This window comes from Runella rosea (genome assembly GCF_003325355.1).
Taxonomy (GTDB): domain Bacteria; phylum Bacteroidota; class Bacteroidia; order Cytophagales; family Spirosomataceae; genus Runella; species Runella rosea.
In genome coordinates this window covers 2,293,518-2,315,917 of sequence record NZ_CP030850.1, presented here as the reverse complement: position 1 = coordinate 2,315,917, position 22,400 = coordinate 2,293,518, and the positions used below count along the sequence as shown (strand labels likewise).

The window sequence follows — 22,400 nt, the reverse complement described above, 5'->3', positions numbered from 1 at the left end:
ATGAATAATAACCCAAATTTAAAAAACTATCCATATCATACTAACCATTCCGACCAACGTAATGATTTTACATAAACTGCTCAACGCTCCGAACTCCCGTTTGGTATCTGCATAAACCAAGCGATATACCAACCAACTGATTAGTAATGCCAAGCCCACGAACATCCAACCCAAGCGCGGATTGTTGAGCCAATGCGCCGCCGCAAAAAGACTAGGAATAAACAAACCAATGAGAAGGTAAAGAAAGAGTTTGGTGCGCGGAATTCCCCAAATAATGGGCAATGTGCGGCAACCGTGCGATACATCGCCCCGTACATCTTCCATGTCTTTGATGATTTCCCGAATCATCGTAATTCCGAAAGCAAAAAGGGCGTATAGAAGGACTAAGTTACGATTTTGAGGATAGTAAACGGCCAAAATTAATAGCGAAAGGGCGGTCAATAAAGAAACGATAAGATTACCGATAAAAGGGCGTTTCTTAAAATATGAAGCGTAAAACCAAAGCAGTGTTACGGACAAAACGCTGATTAAAAAAATCCATTTTCCCACCCATAACCCCAATAAACAGCCCACAAAACTCAGTACCTGATGGGCCCCCATGGCCACGCGACGCTTGAGGTAGCGGCCGATAATCACCCGGTCGGGTTTATTGATGAGGTCTATTTTTATGTCAAAATAGTCGTTTATGATATAGCCCGCCGCTGCAATAAGTACGGTAGAAAGACTAATAAAAAAAATAGTAGCCTCGCCCAAAATCGACCGCCAATCTTGGGTTGGGCCAACCAGAAAAATCCGCGTCATGTACTGAGTTACGGCGATAATCAGGAGATTGGGCCAGCGGATAAGCCGCAGAAAACCAAGCACTACGTCTTTTATGGTTAGTCGTTTTTTCAATGAGAAATGGAGTATGGAGGATGATGGATTTGGGTTTCAACTCTGTACGAAACACTAAAAAATTTTGAAGCGTTTCGCGAGTTCACAAAATCTTTACATGCACTAAGGAGAAAAAGTTGGATTTTTTTTGTTGTAATTATAAATCAGTCCATCTAACGCTCCGTTTACGAATGAAAATAGGAATAGTTTGTTATCCCACCTTTGGGGGTAGTGGTGTAGTAGCCACCGAGTTAGGCAAAGCCCTGGCTGCGGTTGGCCATGAAATCCACTTTATCACATATTCGCAACCTACCCGCCTCGATTTTTTTGGCGAAAATATCTTTTATCACGAAGTTCATATCCCCAATTATCCGCTTTTTCAATACGCTCCTTATGAATCTGCGCTTTCGAGCGCCATGGTTAATGTAGTAAACGACGAAAAACTGGATGTGTTGCACGTGCATTACGCCATTCCGCACGCTTCGTCGGCGTATTTGGCAAAACAGATACTGAAATCACAAGGAATTCATATTCCGTTTATCACAACCCTCCACGGAACCGACATTACGTTGGTAGGTCGTGATGCGGCTTTTGGGCCAGTGATTACGTTCAGTATCAATGCTTCCGACGGTGTAACGGCAGTGTCAGAATTTCTCAAAAATGCAACCAACGAGTCATTTCCGATTACCAAAGAAATTGAAGTTATTCCTAACTTTATTGATTTAGATCGGTTTAAAAAGCAGAAAAAAGACCACTTCAAGCTGGCAATTTGTCCTAATAACGAAAAATTGCTCGTTCACACGTCCAATTTTCGTAAAGTAAAACGCATTGAAGATATTGTGTTGATGTTTGACAAACTGCGTCACATTGTTCCTTCCAAGTTGTTGCTCGTCGGCGATGGCCCCGAGCGCAGCCGAATCGAATACATGTGTAAAGAGATGAAATTGATGCACGATGTTCGTTTTCTGGGCAACTTAGACGCTATCGAAGAGGTGTTGTCGGTGGCTGATTTGTTTGTGATGCCTTCCGAAACCGAAAGTTTTGGCTTGGCCGCGCTCGAAGCCATGGCCTGTGAAGTGCCACTGATTACGTCAAATGCGGGTGGCTTGCCCGAACTTAATATTCAGGGTGTGACTGGGTTTATGAGCAATGTGGGCGACATCGAAGACATGGTCAAAAATGCCGCGTACATTTTACAGGAAGAAAACCTCCCCCGTTTCAAAGAAAATGCGCTGGCAAGGGCCAAAGAATTTGATTTGGCCAATATCTTACCGCAATACGAAGCCTATTACGAACGCATCGTGGCCGAAAGTCGGGAGGCCTTGGAAAAAGAGTTAAAGGTCGTAGGCTAAGAAGAATTTCTTAACTTTCGGCCATCAACATTCTTGACCTAACCAAAAAATGAAAAAAAATATCCTGCTGATTGCGCTGTTTGCAGCTTCGTTGACGGCCTGTACGCGTTATTTTATCGCAAAACCCGTCCAACTGCGCCCCATCGCCGTCAGTGATACTGCTTCAGCCCCCTCGGGAGCGCTTTCGCTACAGATTGCTGCGTATTTACAGCCTTACCGCGACAGTTTGGAAACAAACATGAATACGGTATTGGTAAAGTCGCCGCGTCGGCTTTCCAAAGGAGTACCAGAGTCAGAATTAGGGAATTTAATGGCGGATATTTTGCGCGAAATGGGGCAAGAACGCTTGGGTAAACCCGTAGATGTGGCTATTACCAACAGCGGAGGAATCAGAACTGATTTTCCCGCTGGGAATATTACCCTCGGCAATGTGTATGAAGTCATGCCTTTTGACAACGAATTGGTGGCCATCACGCTCTCGGGCGAAACCATGCAGAAAGTGATTGAGTATTTAGCGCAGCGCAAAGAGCCCCAATCGGGCGTGAAATTGGTCATCGACAAAGCGACCAATAAACCGCTGGAGGCCACAATCGGCGGCAAACCGCTGGATTTAAAACAAACCTATACGCTCATCACGAGCGACTACATGGCTGTTAGCAGTGACATGGCGGCTATTGTTAAAAACAATCAGGGTTTTCAGATTCTTCGTTATCTGATGCGCGATGCCATTGCTGATTATTTGCGACGAAAAGGGCAACAAAATCAGGAGCTTAACCCAACAAAAGACGGACGGACCACCGTAAAATAATATCAAGAAATGGAAAGAAGATTATTTCTCAGAAACATAGCAGGTATCGGTGGTGCGGTGGCATTGGGACAATGGCCTTTTGAAACTTGGGCAAACACCAACGCCGAGTCATTGAAAATAACCATTTTGCACACCAACGACCAGCATAGCCGTTTGGAGCCGTTTCCGAAAACGGATCGTTTGGCGGGGCGGGGCGGGGTGGTCAACCGGGCCCGTATTTTAAGCAAAATCAGGTCGGAAGAAGCCAATGTGCTGCTTTTTGATGCAGGAGATATTTTTCAGGGAACGCCTTATTTCAATTTCTACAAAGGCCGTCCCGAGATTGAATTGATGAGCCAAATGGGCTACGACGCAGTTACGATGGGAAACCATGATTTTGACGGCGGTTTAGAGTTGTACGTAAAGCAAATCAAGGAATACGCTAAATTCCCCGTTTTGGTGGCTAACTATGATTTCAAAGGAACGGTCATGGAAGGCTTGGCGCAACCCTACAAAATCTTTACGGTAAAGGGCGTAAAAATCGGTGTTTTTGGCTTGGGAATTGACCCCAAAGGGCTCATTCCTGAAAAACTATTTGGCGGGACCAAATACCTCGACCCCATCAAAACGGCCAACGAAACCGCCACTTTTTTGCGCCAAGAGAAAAAATGTAGTTTGGTGGTGTGCCTTTCGCATTTGGGCTATAAAATGAGTGACGGCGAAATGTCGGATTTGGTGATGGCACCGCAGACCAAAGACATTGATTTAATCATCGGCGGGCATACACATACGTTTCTGAATGAACCTACCGCGTTGAAAAATCTGGTCGGCAAACCCGTGTTGGTGAATCAGGCAGGTTGGGGTGGTGCGAGTTTGGGACGGCTTGATTTTACTTTCGACCGCGTGTCAAAGCAAGTCTTTTTTACCAGTCATAGTGTGTCAATTCAATAAACTTTGATTGTTAAATTGCCTTCCAAAACCCCATTTTTAATTTGATATATATTCAGAAATAGCTATTTTAAGCTATTTTGATTTGATAGACATTTGTTTTGCGTCAAAATTGTATTTTGCGAAAAAACACTTTTTTAGATTCGTCTCCGAATTTGTCGGGATTGGTTACATCCCCTATAATTCTACCAAAAACGAATCACTACAAACTTATTCTCATGAATTCAACTCATCAACTTAAGGTCTCTTCTGAAGTTGGCACGCTGCGCAAACTCCTCATTCACAGTCCTGACCGTGGGTTAGGAAAAGTGGTTCCTTCTAAAGCCCAAGATTGGCTTTTTGAAGATATTGTACACCTCGATACGATGCGGCGTGAGGAGTACGATTATTACGTCAAGATTCTGCTGTATTTCCTTGACCCTGAAAAAGTGAAAGGAAAGTTGAAAGAAATAGACGCTGACGCCTCGCGGTCGTTTTATAAGCCAGGAAATCCTCAGTATTTTAATTCGGATAAGGTCATTGATATTCAGAAACTTTTGACCGAGATTCTGGAAAACGAAACCATCAAGACCAAATTGATTGCGTCAATTTGTGCGGTGGAACGCTGTTCGTTCAAAATACAACATAAACTCAAAGAATACGACGCGTCGGAATTGGCTAAAATCCTGATTTCTGGGTCATTGCCCGATAAATCTATGATTTTTGCGCCCGTTCCCAATTTCATTTTCACGCGTGATATAGGAATCGTCATCAACGATTATGTTTTGTTGAACAAACCAGCCAAAACAGCCCGCACGCGGGAGTCGCTTCTGACGCAGTACATCTTTTTCTACCATTCGATGTTTGAGGTGTATCGTGACAATATCATCGAAATCCCCGACAACGAGCACCATTTTCTGTTGACCGACGATGAGCTAAAAAGTGATTATCTGCGCTCAACCCTCGAAGGCGGCGATGTGATGATGGTAGCACCCCGACATTTATTGATTGGTTGTAGTGAGCGTACCACGCTTTATGCGGCCCAGCAGGTAATGAAAGCGTTGTTTGAACGAAATGTGGTGGATACCATCACCATCGTCAAAATTCCTAAAAAGCGGGATTATATGCACATTGATACGGTATTTACGCAGGTAAAACGCAATATGTGGGTGTTGTTGGGAGCGATTGCGCGGCAAGGTGACGAAGCAAAAAAACGGGATGTGCTGCATTTTTTTGCCCCCAAAGAAGACCCTGACCGCCTGCAAATTATGCAGTTTAATAAAGGTTGGGAAAACAAACCGACCGAAATTGAAAATTTGGAAGACTTGTTGACCGACATCAGCAAAAATGACTTGGGGTGTGCAGAACCAGTGCAATTTATTTATTCGGGAAACAACGAATTTCCTTTTGGCGCACGTGAACAATGGACTGATTCCTGCAATTTACTGGCGCTCAAAGACGGCGTTGTGATAGGCTATGACCGTAACGACAAAACACTGGAGGCGTTTCGGACGGCAGGGTTCAGGACCGTTCGGGCCAAAGATTTATTGGATGAATTTGAAGCGGGAATTTCCTCGCCTGATACCCTCACAGATACGTTTATCATGTTGCCTTCGGCAGAGCTTTCGCGGGCGCGTGGAGGCTCACATTGCATGAGTTTACCGATTTTACGGGATGATTTTTAAGAATTTTCTTGTTTTGATTCATCAGTTTTATGGCTAATTTTAGGATAAAATTAAGGAAGCTATGATAACCACATTAGTTCAAACTGAAGTATTGCCTACTGACCTTCAAACCGTCGAAGAGTTTGAAAATTGGCAGCGCCAACACGTGTCGGAAGGGAGTTTTGAATTTTTAGATGGCAGAATCATTCAAAAGGAATCTATTAAGCAAGACGAAGCTTTTATCGCAAACTTTTTGTTACGCACTTTCATGCAAACTACAGCATTTCAAAAAGGGGATATGCTGTTGCCAGAGTTAGACTCTTACGTAAGCGAAACCCGCAAGCGGGTGCCTGATTTGACTTATTTTACCGCCGAAGAAATTCAGCAAATGCGCCAAAAAGTGCGAGTAAAATCTAAGTTTGCCATTGAGATATTGTATGATTCTGAATCTTTTGAAGATGTGATTGAAAAAGTACAGGATTATTTCGACGCAGGGGGGCTTTTGGTGTGGTACATTGTTCCCAAACAACAAAAAATTTACGTCTATGCGAGCCCCGATGAATCAAAGGCTTATAAAGGTAACGAGGTAATTTCAGCAGCGCCCGTAATCGCTGATTTTCAATTTGAGGTATCCCAAATGTTTTCCTAAAAATCAGAAAAAGAAGTTGATATGTCGCACAAAATGCAACCCCAAGCCACATCGCACATTCTGATGATACGACCGGTGCGATTCGCTTTTAATGAAGAAACCGCCGAAAGTAATGCATTTCAGAGCGTTGAGATTGCCGCTAAAACCAAAGAAGCAGCCCAACAGGAAGCCTTGGAGGAGTTTGAACACATGGTGTCACAGCTTACGGCGGCGGGCGTAGAGGTCACTGTTTATGAAGATACGCCTGAGCCTTTTACGCCCGATTCGATTTTTCCCAACAACTGGATTTCTTTTCACCAAAGCGGTAAGGTAGTACTGTATCCGATGCAAGCCCCTAACCGTCGTTTGGAGCGACGAATGGATATTATCGAAGATCTCAAAAAGCGTTATCATGTTGAAGAAATCATTGATTTATCGTCGTTTGAGCAGGAGGGAAAATACCTCGAAGGCACGGGGAGCATGGTGCTAGACCGTCGTTATAAAATTGCCTATGCCTGCCTCTCGCCCCGCACGCATCAGGATGTGCTGGAGGCTTTTGCCCACGAAACGGGCTACAAAATTGTGAAATTCAACTCGGTAGATGCGGGCGGAAAACCCGTATACCATACCAACGTGGTGATGTGCGTCGGCGATTCGTTTGCAGTAGTGTGTTTGCAGTCGATTCAAGACCCCGACGAGCGGCTCATGGTCCGTGAAGAGCTCGAAAAAACGGGTAAACAAGTGATTGAAATCACTTTGGAGCAAATGAATAGTTTTGCGGGTAATATGCTGTTGGTCAATAACAAACGCGGCGAAAAACTATTGGTCATGTCGACGCAGGCATTTGAATCACTTTCTGCTAAGCAACGCGACGAAATCGACGATTACGCCGTGCTTTTGCACTTCGATTTGTCGGTCATTGAAGGAAATGGTGGTGGCTCGGCCCGCTGCATGATGGCCGAAGTACACTTGCCTGAAAAATAGATTTTTGATACTTGCCAAGTCTTTGGGCGGGGTCGCCTAGATAGGGTTGCCCAGACTTGGCAAGTATCGTTTTTTTATCCCACAAAACGACGGGTAATATTTTTCGCTTTTTCGCGGGTTTCTTCGATGAGCGGGTGCAGGGGTTGTGAAATCATTTCCAATACATCTTCAATTGTATCTTTAAAAAGCAGACTTACTGGTAATTCGTATTTTTCTTCATCGCTGATTTTCAATACTGCAGTGGGCTTTACTTTACCCGAAGCAGAAAGTTGGCTGAAAGTACGGCGAGCTTCGATGTAAGCCTCCGTAGTAGCCTCAAATTCAACCGATTGAAAAGTAAGCTCGGCAAGCTTTTGTTCAATTTTGACATCTAAAGCCGCCAGCAATTGCCGTAAATGTACAGTGTCTTTGCCCGTGCGAATACGCTCGCGCAATGACTGGCGAATCAGATACGTGATGGCGTGCGTAACATCCAATCCGATTTCGGCCATTTGTTTGAAAATCAACGAGGTAGGCGACATTCCAGGCAGCGTATTGGGGTCGTGGAGCAGTACACGTCCGTCGGGAGTGAGGAAGCCGTCAATGCGAGCTACGGCGTTCATGCCCAATTTTTCAAATACCAATGCAATGTTGTACTGAATCTTTTGGTTGTTTTCCAGTACCGTTCTGACGGGAATAAACTTACGGGTGACGTTGAGTTTGTATTTGGTCTTGAAATCAAACGTCTGGTTTTCGTCCATTTTGGCAATTTCGGTAGGAGGCAAGGCAATGACGGTGCCGTCGTTGTCCTGAATTACGCCGCACGAAAACTCCTGTCCCGTCATAAATTCTTCCAATAACACTTGGTCTTCGGCATTCACGGAGAGCAGCGAGACGTGAGAAGAAAAGAGAGATGAATCCAGTTTTTCAATTAAGTCGATTGGGTGGTAAATGGTTTCGCCGGTTTCTTGAATCACTACCGGATAACCGATGCTCTCATCAAGGTTGCCGATGCGCTGCGCAAAAGCGTGTTTTTCGGCTTCTGACCAACTTTTCCAATCGTCGGACTTTATTTCTAATGAGAAAAAACATTGATTCATAGCGGCAGCAAAGGCCGTAGCGCTGTCTTCTTTTACAATCGCTACCCCAATCGAGGAGCCTTGGTGGGGTGCTTTTACCACAATAGGCAATCCTACGGCGGCTTTGGCAGCCTCAAAAATGGCGTTTACATCGCCCCCGTGCCACTCCTCCCAGCGAACTACTTTCATTTTTTTCTGTTGACCGTTGGCGCGGGCGATTTGCTCATTTTGCAAGATTTTATCAATACTTACCGCCGATCCAAGTAATCCTGGGCCCATATATGGCATTTTGTGCCACTCCATTAGGCCCTGAATTGCACCATCTTCACAATCGGGACCGTGGAGGATGATGAAAGCAAAATCGAAATATTTTTTGAAATCCTGCGGTTGAATCGGCGTGCCAATACCGTGCATTAGGGCTTCCAATTCAGCCTGCGAAAGTTGTTGCTGTAATGACTCAATGTATACTTCAAAACCACCTTCCCTGAATGCAGGGCCCGGATAAAAAGCGCGGATGCTGGCATGATAAAGGGTTGATTCATCGGTCAAGATAAAATTGCCGAGGCTATCCACGAACACCAATACGGGCGTAAACAACGCCTTATCAATGTTTTCGTAGGCCGTTTTACCGCCTGCATAAGATATTTCGCGCTCACGCGCGGGTCCGCCAAAAAAGATTCCGATACGCACGATGTAAACTAATTAGAGTAGTAGTGAATGGAAAAATGAGACAATGGGCAAAGGTAGTGACGCTTTTCGGAATTTGAAACGACAAATATCCAGTTCATTTGGCCGAAAAATAATCCCATGCCGCTTTGGTTACTTCGGCAATGACTTTGTCACTTTCTTTGTCGCTCAATTTGGTGTTGCCGTAGAAAATGGAGATGATAAAATGCTTGCCGTTGGGCAAAGTCACGATGCCGATGTCGTTGGTCGCGGCCGTGATTCCCTCCTTATTTGCCCCCGAAAGACCCGATTTGTGCGCTACAATGGTTCCGGTTGGCAGTAATCCCTTGATTTTGCCGCTCCCTGTGTTGGCTTCGGTCAATACTTTCCACATGAAGGCGTGGCTGGCAGGCGAAAGAATTTTCTTTTGGTAAAACTTCTCCAATAATTGCACCGCCGACCAAGGAGTAGTCCAATTGGTGAACTGTGCACCTTCGGTTTTGTGCATTTCTTCTTCTGTAGTTCGGATAGAAACATCCGTCATGCCAATGCTCTTGATGTAGTTGTCAACCACTCTGGGTCCGCCCATAATTCTGAATAAAATGTCACAACCGTTGTTGTCGCTTTGGGCAACCGTAAATTGAAACAGTTCACTAAGGGGGATTTCTACATTTCCATTAGGATATTTTTCGCGCAATGGACTCCACGTGTCGGGCAATAAATCTTTTTTCTGAATGAGGATTTTCTGGTTGAGTTTGAGATTGCCTTTATCGACTTGATTCAAAATGGCCAAGCCTAAATGAAACTTGTACACGCTTTGCATCGCAAAATGAATGTGGTTATTGAGCGTGAGCGTGTCTCGATTTTCTAGCCCCGAAATCCCCACGCCCAATGTACCGTCAGTCTTAGACGCGATTTGCTGGATTTTTTGTCTCAATGGGTCGATTTGACCCATTGAAGAATGGGGCATTAGGGAAATGAAAAGCGCAAAGAGTGTGATTTTTAAAGTAGTGTTTTGCATGGATATTGGACTTGAAAAAAGAGTAAAAACTTACATTTTACGAAAGCTGATGGCACAACCGCCGCCTTTAGCTAAACGTAAATTGAGCGTTGTTTTGTTTGTAACGGTCATTTTTTCTATTGAATATGCCGCAGGATTGGTTTGCCAGTCCGCGTTTTCGGCATCTCGATAAATGGTGGCCTGATAAGTGGTCTCATTTTCCAGAAAATTCAATGGCAGCGCGGTCGTTCGGCTGTTTTCATCAGAAATAGCGCCCAAAAACCAGTTAGGTTTGCCTTTTTCTCGGCGGGCAATGGTAATATAATCGCCGGGTTCGGCCTCTAAAATTTGGGTGTCATCCCAATCTACGGGTACATCCTTAATGAATTGAAAAGCGTCTAAATGTTTATTGAAATTTTCTGGAAAATCGCCCGCCATTTGCAGAGGGCTGTACATTGTCACGTACAGCGCCAATTGCTTGGCGAGGGTTGTTTTGACGCGGGTGGTACGGGTGGCGTCGTACTGGTTCAACTGAAAATGAAAAAAGCCGGGTGTATAGTCCATGGGCCCGCCCATCAACCGAGTAAAAGGCAATATGGTTTCGTGCTCGGGCACGAGGCCGAGTTTGGGGGCATTGTTAAACTCATTGCCGCGCGCGGCTTCGTTGGCCAGCCAGTTAGGATAGGTACGGTGCAGGCCCGTGGGGTGCGCGGGTTCATGCGCTTCTACCATAATTTTGTACTCAGCTGCTTTTTCTGCAACGCGTTGATAATGATTGACCATCCATTGGCCGTCGTGGTGCTCACCCCGGGGAATAATTTTGCCGACGTAGCCCGTTTTGACGGTGTTTATTTGGTGGTCGTTCATGTATTTGTAGGCTTTACCCATCCAGCGTTCGTAGTTGGTGGCCGAGCCAGAGGTTTCGTGGTGCATGATGAGTCGGACGCCCTTTTGCTGTGCGTAGGCCGTCAGTTCTTCCAAGTTATAGTCAGGGTAAGGGGTAATAAAATCAAACACGTTTTCTTTCCAGTTGCCAAACCAATCTTCCCAACCTTCGTTCCAGCCTTCCACCAATACACCATCAAAACCGTGTTTTGACGCAAAATCAATGTACGTTTTTACGTTGGCCGTGTTGGCACCGTGTTTTCCGCTTGCTTTTTCCCACGTGGCTTTCCCGACGTGCATTTCCCACCACATCCCGATGAATTTTTGCGGTTTTATCCACGAAACATCCGTGATTTTGGAAGGCTCGTTTAGGTTCAAAATGAGCTTTGAAGCCAAAATGTCGTTTGCTTTGTCGCTGACGTTGATGGTACGCCAAGGGGTTTGAAAGGGCGTTTGAAGGTAAGCTTTATTGCCAACGGCATCAGGTACCAAGTGTGATGTAAGCGTAAAAGTTTTTTTGTCCAACATCAAATGCATCACTGGATAATTGACCAATGCCGCTTCGTGGAGGTTGATATAAAGCCCCTTGGGTGTTTTGAGCATCAGCGGTGTTTGCACGGCATTGGGGCCAATAACGGACTTGAGGGCGATGTCGGTTTCTTTGGCCGCCGCCGCTACGGCGTTTACTTCGCTCAGCTTGGTGGTGTTATAAAGATATTCGTTGGTGTCATAATCGCCTGGAATCCAGAACGCTTTGTAGTCGCCCGCCAAATTAAACTGCGTCAATTCGTCGGCAACCACAAAATGCGTCAAATTTTCCTGTTTGGGAAATTCGTACCGAAAGCCTACCCCCTCGTTAAACACCCGAAAATGCACCTTGACCAACACGCCTGATTTATCCTTCAGGAGTAGGCTTAGGGCTTTATAATGATTTCGTATGCGGCTTACTTCGCCCCATACGGGCTGCCAAGTTTCGTCGGTTGTGGAAGAATCAACCGATACAATCGAGAATTGAGAAAGGGTAATTTTGGGCCTGCTCAATGAAAAACCCAGCAAAGATGGCTCGATAAAAGTATTGTTTTTGTAGCTGACGCGGTACTGTACATTGCCGTTTGTGGCTACGGTGGCGGTCAGCGCAACGAAGCGATTAGGAGAGGTGATAGAAATTGATTGCTGCGCCTGCGGCAATAAAGGGAGTAGAAGCCCCCCGACCACGCAGAGGACAACTTTAAGGGTAAGCGTATTCTTCATTTTATCATAGGTTTTGTTGGTTCATTTTAGGCCCCTACCTTGGGTTGGGGATGGTCGCTTTTAGGCGATAGCGCAGCACCACTTTTTTGCCCGATATTCTCTCTAAAACGGGTTTCAAAATCAGATTGGCATTCTGTTTTGTTTGCTCCAAAATGCCCAAATCCAGCGCTGATTTTTGGATTTGTTTTTCGGCCTGTTGGTAAGCTTCCTGTACCAATTTTGCCTCTTCCGTAAAGGCATATTCGGTGTTGTAGACTTTTGATTTTGTATGGTCGATTTTATAGTTACACAACTCCGGTTCAGGCAAATGCACCACCACGGTGTCAGACGCACTCGTGATGTCGGAGGTAGTAATTTTTGTTAAATCAATACAGCCGATGGCTTCGCCTTGCACAATCAAAATGGCTTTGGGATTGGGAAACCATTGGAGTTTTTGTTCATGTTCTACAATGTCCTTAAAATTGTACCGAACTAGCTCCAACTTTCCCATCGCTTGGACCTCTTCTAGCACCATGGCGTGGGTGGTTTCGGTCTCACCAGCGGCCCCTAGTGAAAACCATTTTCCTGTCTTCATACCTTCCCAAACCGAAATGATTCCCACGGTAAAAATCGCGAAAAGAAACAGACGTAGTAACAAACGAAGAACAGCACTCATAGGGGACGGGGATTTGAAAAGTAAAAGTAAGAAAGTTGAACCAAATTGTGACCGACAAACTATTTTCAACTTTTTAATATTTTTTTTAATATTGATAGTCAGTGTATTACGTTGAAAATAGAGGTACTTTGTAAAATATGATAGTGCCTCAGTGCCAAATTTTAGTACCTTTGTATCCCGTAACCAGTCAAAAACTCACTGCTAATCATGGCTGCTAACGGGCAAAAAACCGCAAAATATATCTTCGTTACGGGCGGCGTAACGTCATCTTTGGGAAAGGGCATCATTGGCTCTTCCCTCGCAAAACTCCTTCAATCACGGGGATTGTCGGTCACTATTCAAAAATTCGATCCGTACATCAACGTTGATCCGGGCACACTCAATCCTTACGAACACGGCGAGTGCTACGTCACCGACGACGGTGCCGAAACTGACCTCGATTTAGGGCACTACGAACGCTATCTGAATGTACGTACTTCTCAGGCCAATAACGTCACTACTGGGCGCATTTATTATGATGTTATCATGCGGGAGCGTCGCGGCGACTTTTTGGGAAAAACCGTTCAAGTAGTACCTCACATCACCGACGAAATCAAAAACCGAATGCTTTTGCTCGGAGAAACTGGCGAGTACGACGTAGTCATTACCGAAATCGGTGGATGTGTGGGCGATATTGAGTCGCTTCCGTTTTTGGAAGCGGTACGTCAGCTGAAGTTTGAATTGGGCGTCAACGACGCGCTTGTGATTCACCTGACGTTGATTCCGTATTTGAGTTCAGCTGGAGAGTTGAAAACCAAACCCACGCAGCACTCCGTCAGGATGTTGCAAGAATCTGGTATTCAGCCCGACATACTGGTGTGCCGTACGGAGCACCCTCTCCCTGCCGAAATGCGTAAAAAAATCGCGTTGTTCTGTAATGTTCAACCTGCATCGGTGATTGAAGCTATGGACGCTTCCACGATTTACGATGTTCCACTTTTGATGAAAAAAGAGCGACTCGACCAACGTGTGCTTTACATGCTAGACATCTACGACGACAAAGACGTGGATTTGGATGCGTGGCAGGTATTTGTCGATCGTCTCAAGAACCCCAAAAGTACTATTCGCATCGGCTTGGTTGGAAAATACGTGGAATTACATGATGCTTACAAATCCATCACCGAGTCATTCATTCATGCGGGAGCGGTCAATGAATGTAAAGTGGAAATAGAATGGATCCACTCTGAGCATCTTACGCCAGATAATGCGGCCGAAAAAATGGCAGCCTTGGACGGAGTACTCGTAGCGCCAGGCTTTGGCGAGCGCGGTATTGAGGGCAAAATCGCGGCGGTGCAGTACGTACGCGAAAATAATATTCCGTTCTTCGGAATTTGTTTGGGAATGCAAATGGCGGTCATCGAATACGCCCGTAATGTGTTGGGCTGGGCCGATGCGCATTCTACCGAAATGGACAGCGAAACCGATCATGCCGTTATTGGGATGATGGAAGAGCAAAAAAGCATCACCAACAAAGGAGGGACAATGCGCTTAGGGGCATACGCCTGTAAATTGCAACCGCTCACGTTGGCGCATAAAATTTACGGAAAATCAAACATCAGCGAGCGTCACCGCCACCGCTATGAGTTCAACAATCAGTTCCGCAAAGACTTCGAAAAAGCGGGCATGGTGTTGTCGGGAATCAATCCTGAGAATGACTTAGTGGAAGTGATTGAATTGCCTAAACACCCCTATTTTATCGGCGTGCAATACCACCCTGAGCTTAAAAGCACGGTGATGGCTCCTCATCCTCTGTTTGTCCATTTTGTAAAAGCGGCGTTGAACAATGCAAATCAAAAACGCGAAGTTGCTCAATTGCTCGTACCCGAAACCAACGAATTGGTGGCTGAACAATAGAAGTTCTGGACTTAAAATGTCTTATATACTAAAAAAAGCCGATGATAACATCGGCTTTTTTTAGTTGTATGAAATTGGCGGAGTGCCTTTCTAATGCTCTTTCTCATAATAGCCCAGCCAGTCGACCCCAATATTTTCTTGTGCCATGAACCTAACGCCTGGGGGTAAGAGAGGCGACGAGGTGCCTTTGCCGATTGGATTAGGGCTTTTTACAATACGGATTTCGTCAAAACGGCCATCATTCAGAAATGCTTGCAGTAATTGGGATCCCCCTTCCACCAGTAGAGATTGAATTTTGCGGTGGTGGAGATCTTCAAAAAAATGATCGAGGAACATTTCGTCAAAATTGATTCGTACAAATGTCGTTGCGCCTGCTTCTTCGTTGGTGAAGGCGTTGTAACAAATCGTTTTTTGTGAATTATCAAACAAATGAAGCGCACGAGGAAGTCGTAAGGTGCGGTCAAGCACGATTCGGACGGGATTGTGCCCCGCCCACAGTCGGGCATTGAGTTGAGGATTGTCGTTGAGGGCGGTGTTGGTTCCTACCAGAATGGCATCTTCTTGGGTGCGCCATTGGTGGCTCAACGTGCGCGATTGTCGGCAACTGATGGATAGCGGTTGTTTATCTTCGTCGGCGATGAATCCATCGGCGGTTTCGGCCCATTTGAGAATGACGTAAGGGCGTTTTTTTTCAAAGAATGTAAAAAAACGGGCGTTGAGTTTGCGGCCTTCTTCTATTAATACGCCTGTTGTAACTTCAATTCCTGCGTCTCGTAATTTCTGAATTCCTTTCCCTGCCACGAGCGGATTGGGGTCGTCGTTGCAAACTACTACGCGTTTTACTTGCTTTTCTATCAATAAATCGGCGCAAGGCGGCGTTTTGCCAAAATGTGAACAGGGTTCAAGGGTTACGTATATCGTGGATTCTGGTAGGAGAGGAGCTGCGTTTCGAGACAGCGCGTCATTGACGGCGTTGACCTCGGCGTGCCAATCGCCGTAGCGTTGGTGCCAACCTTCACCGATGATTCGGCCGTTGTGTACAATCACACAACCCACCATCGGATTGGGACTAACGCTGCCGCGTCCAAGCGCCGCCAACTCCAATGCACGGCGCATGTATAAATTATCCAACATTGATAAGGAATCGGCCATCAGACATCATTCGTTTTTGAGGGAGACAAATTAACGAAACAAAAAGCCGGATTAAAAACCGGAACTTTCTACTTTTGCATCCCAACAGGAGCGAGATACTTCCTGATTCTTTAATTTATTCAAAAAATGGTTACCACAATTATCGGCATCGGCCTCCTTGGCGGCTCGTATGCGCTTTCTTTACGGGATAAATACCCAAAAATGCATTTTGTCGGGGTGGATGCTTCCGACGTTCATGGTCGTTTGGCGGTAGCCAAAGGCATTGTAGATGAGGTTCTTCCGATGGAAATGGCTATTCCTAAATCTGATTTAGTAGTGCTTGCCGTGCCCGTCAATTACATTGTTGAGTTGTTGCCGACAGTATTGGATTTGATTTCTGATACCGCCACGGTAGTAGATTTGGGCTCAACCAAGCAGCTTATCTGTGAAGTGGCCGATGCACACCCAAAACGCCGTCGCTTTGTGGCTGCTCACCCAATGGCTGGAACCGAAAACTCAGGGCCTTCGGCGGCGTTTCGGGAGCTGTTGCCCGAAAAAAACGTCATTTTGTGCGACTGTGAAAAAAGCGATGCCGATAGCGTAGCGTTGGTCGAGGCGCTTTTCAAAGATATTGGCATGAAAATTCATTACATGACACCAGCGGAGCATGATTTGCATTTGGCGTATGTATCACATTTGAGTCACGTAACGTCGTTTGCTTTGGGATATACAGTGTTGGAAAAAGAACGAGATGAGCAAAATATCTTCGACATGGCGAGTACGGGTTTCAGTTCGACGGTGCGTTTGGCCAAAAGTTCGCCCGCGATGTGGGCACCCATTTTTGACCAAAACCGCGAAAATCTTTCGCGGGCGTTGGGGGATTATATTGAGTTTTTGCAACAATACAAAACATTCATTGACGATCGCGACATTAAGGCCAGCGTTGATTTTATGCAACGAGCCAACGAAATTCGGCGCATCCTGTCGGGTATTGACCGCAAATAATCGGGTTCTCTATAGTTTTTTAGCAAATGTTCGGCGCATAACTCATTAGATTAAGCTATAAACTCGCTTAAATTTGTGACGGACTTTTATAAACCATTCTGAATCGAGCTAACCAACCGCTATGACGAATCAACCTGTGAACCGGAATCAAATCCTTGATACTAAAAACGAAGAAGCATTGCTCGGTGGTGGGGCAAAACGCATTGAGCAACAACACAAAAAAGGCAAGCTGCACGCTCGCGAACGAGTTGAGTTGTTGATGGATGCGGGGTCGTTTGAAGAAATCGGCAAGTTTGTTATGCACCGTTGCAAAGACTTTGGCTTAGATAAAGAATATTATTTGGGAGACGGGGTCATCACTGGTTACGGAACCATCGATGGAAGATTAGTGTACGTATTTGCGCAGGATTTTACGGTTTTTGGGGGCTCCTTGTCTGAAACCCACGCCGAAAAAATCTGTAAAATCATGGATTTAGCCATGAAAAACGGCGCGCCAGTCATTGGTCTCAATGACTCAGGTGGAGCTCGAATTCAGGAAGGTGTGTTGTCGTTGGCAGGCTATGCCGATATTTTTTACCGAAATACGTTGGCATCGGGCGTTATTCCGCAGATTTCGGCCATTATGGGGCCATGTGCGGGTGGCGCGGTGTATTCACCAGCTATCACTGATTTTATCATGATGGTCGAAAACACCTCCTATATGTTTGTGACGGGGCCCAACGTGGTCAAGACCGTGACGCACGAAGACGTAACTTCGGAAGAACTTGGTGGAGCCATGACCCATGCCACCAAATCGGGAGTGACACACTTTGTGAGTGCCAACGAGGTAGAGTGTATTGCTGATATTCGCCGACTCTTGAGTTATATTCCCCAAAATTGTGAAGAAGATGTGCCCATGCTTCCGTACGTGGGCGGGGACGAAAAACGAGTTAAACTAAACACGCTGATTCCCGAAAATCCCAATCAACCGTACGACATGCGCGAGGTGATTGATGAAATTGTGGACGCGGGCAGTTTTTGGGAAGTGCATAAATATTTTGCCGAAAATATCGTGGTGGGCTTTGCCCGTTTGGGTGGTCGTAGCATTGGAATTGTGGCCAATCAGCCTGCTGTTTTGGCGGGGGTTTTAGACATTGACTCCAGCACCAAAGGCGCGCGATTTGTGCGTTTTTGTGATAGTTTCAACATTCCCCTGTTGGTGTTGGAAGACGTACCTGGCTTTTTGCCTGGTACCGATCAGGAATGGAACGCCATCATCACCAACGGCGCCAAGTTGCTGTACGCTTTCTGCGAAGCAACGGTGCCGCGCATAACGGTCATTACTCGCAAAGCCTACGGTGGAGCTTATGACGTAATGAACTCAAAACACATCGGGGCAGACATGAACTACGCTTGGCCTACTGCCGAAATCGCCGTGATGGGGGCAAGTGGAGCGGCCGAGATTATCTTCAAAAAAGAGATTGCTGAAGCAGAAGACCCAGCGGCCAAATTGCAGGAAAAAGTACAGGAATATACCACAAAGTTTGCTAACCCGTACCGTGCGGCCCACCGGGGATACATTGATGAAGTCATTTACCCCGAGCAGACCCGAGAAAAACTAATGCGAGCGTTTAAAATGCTTGAAAACAAAGTGGCGACCCTTCCCAAGAAAAAACACGGAAATATCCCATTGTAGCATTCTGGGAAAGGGAAAGTACTCCAACGGCTGACTGAAAATCAAATTTGCGGTTTCTTGGCCGCATGAAACTCGGTAGGGTATTTGGTTTTCAGTTTTCCAGGAGTGATTTTGTACCTTTTTTTAAACACCATGATGAATTTAATGGGCTCAGAGTACCCCAACAACTCCGAAACTTCTTTGACCGAATACTCCTCATTTTCAATCAAAACTTTTGCCTGCTTTAGTTTTTGCGTCTTAAAGTATTGGTAATAAGGTTCTTGGTAGATTTTCTTAAAAATTGTCTTAAACTTGGAAGGGCTTAGGCCAAGTCTTTCAGAGGCTTCTTGGACCGACGGGATTTTGTTAGTGATATGACTCGTGACCTCCTTATGAAGGCTTGACAACTGTTCAATAATGCTCAAATTTACCTTTTTAACAGGCGTAGGAAGGGATTTTTGAGAAGATGAAAAAATATTGTCGGCGTCTTTTTTATCTTGAAAACAACTAAACGAAATTTCTCTTTGTAAGAGAAGATGAAAGACAGTTTCCGCATCTTTCTTTAAAATCCTAATTTCTAACGTTGGAGTCTCTCCATCGTTATTCGTAAATTCTTCAGAGGGTAAAGTGCTCATTCTAATTGGCAGCAGTTAGAGGTTAAATGAAAAATTACCATTTTCTTCATGATCGTTGAGTAGTAATTTTTTTTCATTCTGACTCGCTTGCGGATACTGTTTTAGGGATGTTTTGAATTATAAAGGGCATTTTTAACGCTCCATTCAGTAAACAAACCGACTTAATAGGATTATTTTTGGTTATCTGTTTTTTATTAATTCAATCATCTAAATACCTACAAAAACATTTAAAATAATCGGGTTATTAACCTGTTTGAATATCAAATGGGATATAATTCCCTATTTTTACTACTGTATTGCTGAGACAAATCCATATTTTAAAGGATTGTTTTGCTTATTTTATAATGAAAATTTAGAATACGCCTAAATTTAAGCAAAATTGCGTTAATTTGTCTCAAAGGTATATTTTTTAATTGCTTTCAAAAAAAGAATTTTCCCCAAAGTTGTAATTGAGTTTAATCTGGTTAATCCACCAAAGGAGGGGGAATCTTGTATAAGGAAGAGATTTTAAACGCTATTTAGGAAACGAGTGGTGGGCAGAAGCAAAAGTTTGAGCGACTTTATGAGGGGAAAAGAAAAATGTGGAGAATGCATATGATTAATATGCAGATAAGTTGTTTAGCGTTTTACTAACTTCTCATCAATACGCTGCAATACATCGGTTCTTAGGGTGCGACTGAGCGGAAGTTTTTCAATTCCTATGTGTACCTCATTCCCTTCGATACGGTCAATTTTAGCAATTGGAACAAGGTACGATTTATGAATCTTGACAAATTGTTCGGTAGGCAAGTACTCCTCCAAGCCTTTCATCGTCAGGTACGTGATGTATTTTCGTTGGGTGGTCTGAATGATAATGTAGTTTTCTAATGCCTTGACATACAGTAGGTCACGTAGTTCAATGCGTTCAATGTTGCCGTCGCATTTTACAAAAAAGTAGTCAATCGTTGGCGACGGAGTTTTGTTTTTTTGCGCATAGAGCGCCTTAGCTTTTAAGGCGGACTTCAGAAAACGGTCAATCGAAATCGGTTTCAATAAATAATCTAACACGTCCAATTCAAATCCTTCGACTGCATAATTTGGATAAGCCGTAGTGATAATAACCGCTGGCGGATAAATAAGCTTTTTGAGTAATGCGAACCCACTCATTTGAGGCATTTCGATGTCTAAGAATAGTAAATCCACCGAATGCTGGGCCATTAGATTAATGGCATTTAAGGGACTTTCCGCCTGACCAACAAGCTGCAACCAGTCGAATTCTTCGATATATTCCTGCAAGATTTTGCGGGCTATAGGTTCGTCATCCACAATAAGACAGTTGATTTTCATAGGGTGGTTTTCGGAGTTTATAACACAAGGCTTAATTCAATTCTGAACACATCGCTCTCCTCAGCAATCTTCAGTATGTGGTGCTGAGGATAGAGTAATTCGAGACGGCGCTTTACGTTGGCAATCCCGATACCTCCAGAGCCATAAATTGGGTTTGAAGGGTGCTGATTTTTGGAATTTTCACACTTGAAAATCAACAGGTTTTCATTTCTAAAAATTTGAATGTCAATATAATTGGGTTTGTTTTCGTGATTGCTGACGTACTTAAACGCATTTTCTACAAAAGGAGAAAAAAGTAGAGGAGCTACTGTTATGTTGGCGAGGTTTTCATTTGGGATAAAATGTACGTTCAGGGCGTCGTTTTTTCGTAATCGTTGCAAAATGACGTAATTGTTTAGGTAGTCTATTTCTTTTTCAATAGACACTTTTTCTACGTTACATTCATACAATTGATAACGCAATAAATCTGAAAATTGTAAGACGAGTTGTCGCGCTTCGGGGTTTGTTTTGTGGATAGAACCGTAAATCAGGTTGAGCGTATTGAATACAATGTGCGGATTTATCTGTGATTTTAGGTACTGTAATTCGGTGGCTAATTGCTCATTTTTGATTTTTTGGACTATTTCTCGCTGATAAAACCATTCTCGACTCAGCCATATTGCCATGCTGAAAATGGCGTAAAAAACGGCAATGGATACGTTGTAAAATGCATTAGTGAGCAGCGACCGCCGTTCTATATCCCCCAAAACATACCCGTAGAGGTACATATCATGAAGATTTTTAAGTACTACGTACAGCAAAACGGTTCCTGAAAGAGCCAGAAAATACAAGCCGTATCGTTTGGTGTTAAAAAAACGCGGAATCAATACCCATAAATTACCGTAAATAACCGCCGCCAAAAGAATGTTCCGGACCAATAACTCCCCCACAAAATCACCAATGCTCAATTTATAGATGATATAACTCCGATTGTACGCATGGAAAGAAATGGTAGCTATCCAGAAGAGAACATGGTCGAGGCGGTATCTGAAGAATTTTTCCATGGTGAAAGTTAGGAAATTTGGGTGTTCAGAAACAAAAAAGTTACGTCAAACGATAAAAAGTCGTGACATCAAGAATTTTCAACCTGTTACCAAACTATTTTCATTGATATGCTCACTTTTTGTTGATTTGAATTGTCAAACACAGCAGGATAAAGATATGAAACAGCAACTTATATGGATGTGTCTATTGGCAGCGCTGACTACGTTTGCCCATCCAGGTATTGGTATAGTTCAAAACTCAAAGGGTGAAATTTTTTACACCGATACCGAGCGCGTCTGGAAAGTTTCGCCCGACGGAAACTCGAAAACAGTAGTTGTTCCCAATGTGCATACCCACGAACTCTACATGGATGCCCAAGATAATCTTTACGGCGAACATCTTTGGTACGAAGGAGAAACAACAAATAAATGGGGCCATTATGTCTGGAAATACGATGCGCGGGGGAGATTTAGCAAAGTACGCCCTGCTGCTGAAGGTTTTTTGCGAAATTATAGCTTTGTGCGTGATACGGCAGGCTGTATGTATTGGCTGGTGAGCAGCAAAAATGGCAGCGATTGGATGAAAATGTCGCCCAACCAAAAAATTGAATGGCTTGCCACGGTGCCTACCAAAGATGTTCGCAGTCAGTTTTGTAGCAAAGACGGTACTTTTTATTACGTAGACGACAACGATTTGTGCAAAATAGCGAGAGAAAAAGCCCTAGTGGTGGCGCTGGATTTAGACGAAATCACGGGCGAAGACCCGGAACGAAAACCGAACAACAGCATTTTTGGGGTGTGGGATGACCCTGCGGGTAACATTTACGTAGCCGTTACCTCTAAAAAAATGGTTAAAAAAATAACGCGTGACGGTCGGGTGTTTGTGGTGTATAAAAGCCCTTTCAGTTGGATGCCTACGGGTGGGGTTGTTGACAAAAAAGGTAATCTTTGGATACTGGAAACCAATCTATTGAATGTTGTTCGTGTGGTAAAGTCTTAAAAAT

The 22,400-nt window shown here is 44.5% G+C and carries 19 protein-coding genes; 10 read left to right on the top strand and 9 right to left on the bottom strand.

From position 1 onward, the window contains the following. Nucleotides 1–18 precede the first annotated feature (18 nt). Nucleotides 19–894, bottom strand: a complete 876-nt coding sequence (locus DR864_RS09905) for a geranylgeranylglycerol-phosphate geranylgeranyltransferase (protein ID WP_229599555.1) — start codon at nt 892–894, stop codon at nt 19–21. 170 nt (nt 895–1,064) lie between these two features. Here DR864_RS09905 and bshA point away from each other — a divergent pair, with 170 nt between their 5' ends. The 6 genes from bshA (at nt 1,065) to ctlX (ending at nt 7,215) form a co-directional block, all read left to right on the top strand. Continuing rightward, nucleotides 1,065–2,225: an N-acetyl-alpha-D-glucosaminyl L-malate synthase BshA gene (bshA, locus tag DR864_RS09900; RefSeq protein WP_114066811.1), complete on the top strand. Its 1,161-nt coding sequence runs from the start codon at nt 1,065–1,067 to the stop codon at nt 2,223–2,225. Nucleotides 2,226–2,274: 49 nt separating this feature from the next. Continuing rightward, a complete protein-coding gene (locus tag DR864_RS09895) occupies nt 2,275–3,033 on the top strand; it encodes a 5'-nucleotidase C-terminal domain-containing protein (protein ID WP_114066810.1) in 759 nt (252 codons plus the stop codon). 9 nt (nt 3,034–3,042) lie between these two features. Beyond that, the gene (locus DR864_RS09890; RefSeq protein ID WP_114066809.1) at nt 3,043–3,963 is read left to right on the top strand and encodes a bifunctional metallophosphatase/5'-nucleotidase; all 921 of its coding nucleotides are present in this window, start codon (nt 3,043–3,045) and stop codon (nt 3,961–3,963) included. Between the two features lie 215 nt (nt 3,964–4,178). Then, nucleotides 4,179–5,624: an arginine deiminase family protein gene (locus tag DR864_RS09885; protein WP_114066808.1), complete on the top strand. Its 1,446-nt coding sequence runs from the start codon at nt 4,179–4,181 to the stop codon at nt 5,622–5,624. Nucleotides 5,625–5,685: 61 nt separating this feature from the next. Next, on the top strand, nt 5,686–6,252 hold the full coding sequence (locus DR864_RS09880; protein WP_114066807.1) for a Uma2 family endonuclease: 567 nt from the start codon (nt 5,686–5,688) through the stop codon (nt 6,250–6,252). 21 nt (nt 6,253–6,273) lie between these two features. After that, nucleotides 6,274–7,215 (top strand): citrulline utilization hydrolase CtlX, encoded by a 942-nt coding sequence (gene ctlX / locus DR864_RS09875; protein WP_114066806.1) that lies wholly within the window; start codon nt 6,274–6,276, stop codon nt 7,213–7,215. 74 nt (nt 7,216–7,289) lie between these two features. Here the strand turns inward: ctlX and DR864_RS09870 are convergent, their stop codons facing one another. From DR864_RS09870 to DR864_RS09855, 4 genes are all read right to left on the bottom strand, one after another. Beyond that, the gene (locus DR864_RS09870; RefSeq protein ID WP_114066805.1) at nt 7,290–8,963 is read right to left on the bottom strand and encodes a D-alanine--D-alanine ligase family protein; all 1,674 of its coding nucleotides are present in this window, start codon (nt 8,961–8,963) and stop codon (nt 7,290–7,292) included. A gap of 94 nt (nt 8,964–9,057) precedes the next feature. Continuing rightward, nucleotides 9,058–9,909: a class A beta-lactamase, subclass A2 gene (bla, locus tag DR864_RS09865; RefSeq protein ID WP_229599554.1), complete on the bottom strand. Its 852-nt coding sequence runs from the start codon at nt 9,907–9,909 to the stop codon at nt 9,058–9,060. 81 nt (nt 9,910–9,990) lie between these two features. Further along, complete coding sequence (locus tag DR864_RS09860) at nt 9,991–12,075, bottom strand: glycoside hydrolase family 97 protein (RefSeq protein ID WP_114066803.1); 2,085 nt, start codon at nt 12,073–12,075, stop codon at nt 9,991–9,993. 34 nt (nt 12,076–12,109) lie between these two features. Further along, nucleotides 12,110–12,730 carry a DUF4230 domain-containing protein gene (locus tag DR864_RS09855; protein WP_114066802.1) on the bottom strand — a complete coding sequence of 207 codons (621 nt, stop codon included), beginning with the start codon at nt 12,728–12,730 and terminating at the stop codon, nt 12,110–12,112. A gap of 207 nt (nt 12,731–12,937) precedes the next feature. Here DR864_RS09855 and pyrG point away from each other — a divergent pair, with 207 nt between their 5' ends. Next, entirely contained in the window at nt 12,938–14,623 is a 1,686-nt protein-coding gene (gene pyrG / locus DR864_RS09850; protein WP_114066801.1) for a CTP synthase, read from the top strand. Between the two features lie 90 nt (nt 14,624–14,713). Here pyrG and ribD read toward each other — a convergent pair whose 3' ends face one another. Beyond that, on the bottom strand, nt 14,714–15,775 hold the full coding sequence (ribD, locus tag DR864_RS09845; RefSeq protein ID WP_114066800.1) for a bifunctional diaminohydroxyphosphoribosylaminopyrimidine deaminase/5-amino-6-(5-phosphoribosylamino)uracil reductase RibD: 1,062 nt from the start codon (nt 15,773–15,775) through the stop codon (nt 14,714–14,716). Between the two features lie 126 nt (nt 15,776–15,901). On the opposite strand from ribD, the gene DR864_RS09840 reads away from it, so the two are divergent. Both DR864_RS09840 and DR864_RS09835 read left to right on the top strand, forming a co-directional pair. Continuing rightward, nucleotides 15,902–16,759, top strand: coding sequence for a prephenate dehydrogenase (locus DR864_RS09840; RefSeq protein WP_114066799.1), 858 nt, complete (start codon nt 15,902–15,904; stop codon nt 16,757–16,759). A 121-nt stretch (nt 16,760–16,880) separates the two neighbouring features. Then, nucleotides 16,881–18,434 carry an acyl-CoA carboxylase subunit beta gene (locus tag DR864_RS09835; protein ID WP_114066798.1) on the top strand — a complete coding sequence of 518 codons (1,554 nt, stop codon included), beginning with the start codon at nt 16,881–16,883 and terminating at the stop codon, nt 18,432–18,434. Nucleotides 18,435–18,475: 41 nt separating this feature from the next. On the opposite strand, the gene DR864_RS09830 is transcribed toward DR864_RS09835, so the two are convergent. From DR864_RS09830 to DR864_RS09820, 3 genes are all read right to left on the bottom strand, one after another. After that, nucleotides 18,476–19,048: a helix-turn-helix domain-containing protein gene (locus DR864_RS09830; RefSeq protein ID WP_114066797.1), complete on the bottom strand. Its 573-nt coding sequence runs from the start codon at nt 19,046–19,048 to the stop codon at nt 18,476–18,478. A gap of 618 nt (nt 19,049–19,666) precedes the next feature. Continuing rightward, entirely contained in the window at nt 19,667–20,374 is a 708-nt protein-coding gene (locus DR864_RS09825) for a LytR/AlgR family response regulator transcription factor (protein WP_114066796.1), read from the bottom strand. Nucleotides 20,375–20,391: 17 nt separating this feature from the next. Next, nucleotides 20,392–21,417 (bottom strand): sensor histidine kinase, encoded by a 1,026-nt coding sequence (locus tag DR864_RS09820; RefSeq protein WP_114066795.1) that lies wholly within the window; start codon nt 21,415–21,417, stop codon nt 20,392–20,394. 157 nt (nt 21,418–21,574) lie between these two features. Here DR864_RS09820 and DR864_RS09815 point away from each other — a divergent pair, with 157 nt between their 5' ends. Continuing rightward, nucleotides 21,575–22,396 (top strand): NHL repeat-containing protein, encoded by an 822-nt coding sequence (locus DR864_RS09815; protein ID WP_162793697.1) that lies wholly within the window; start codon nt 21,575–21,577, stop codon nt 22,394–22,396. Nucleotides 22,397–22,400 lie beyond the last annotated feature (4 nt).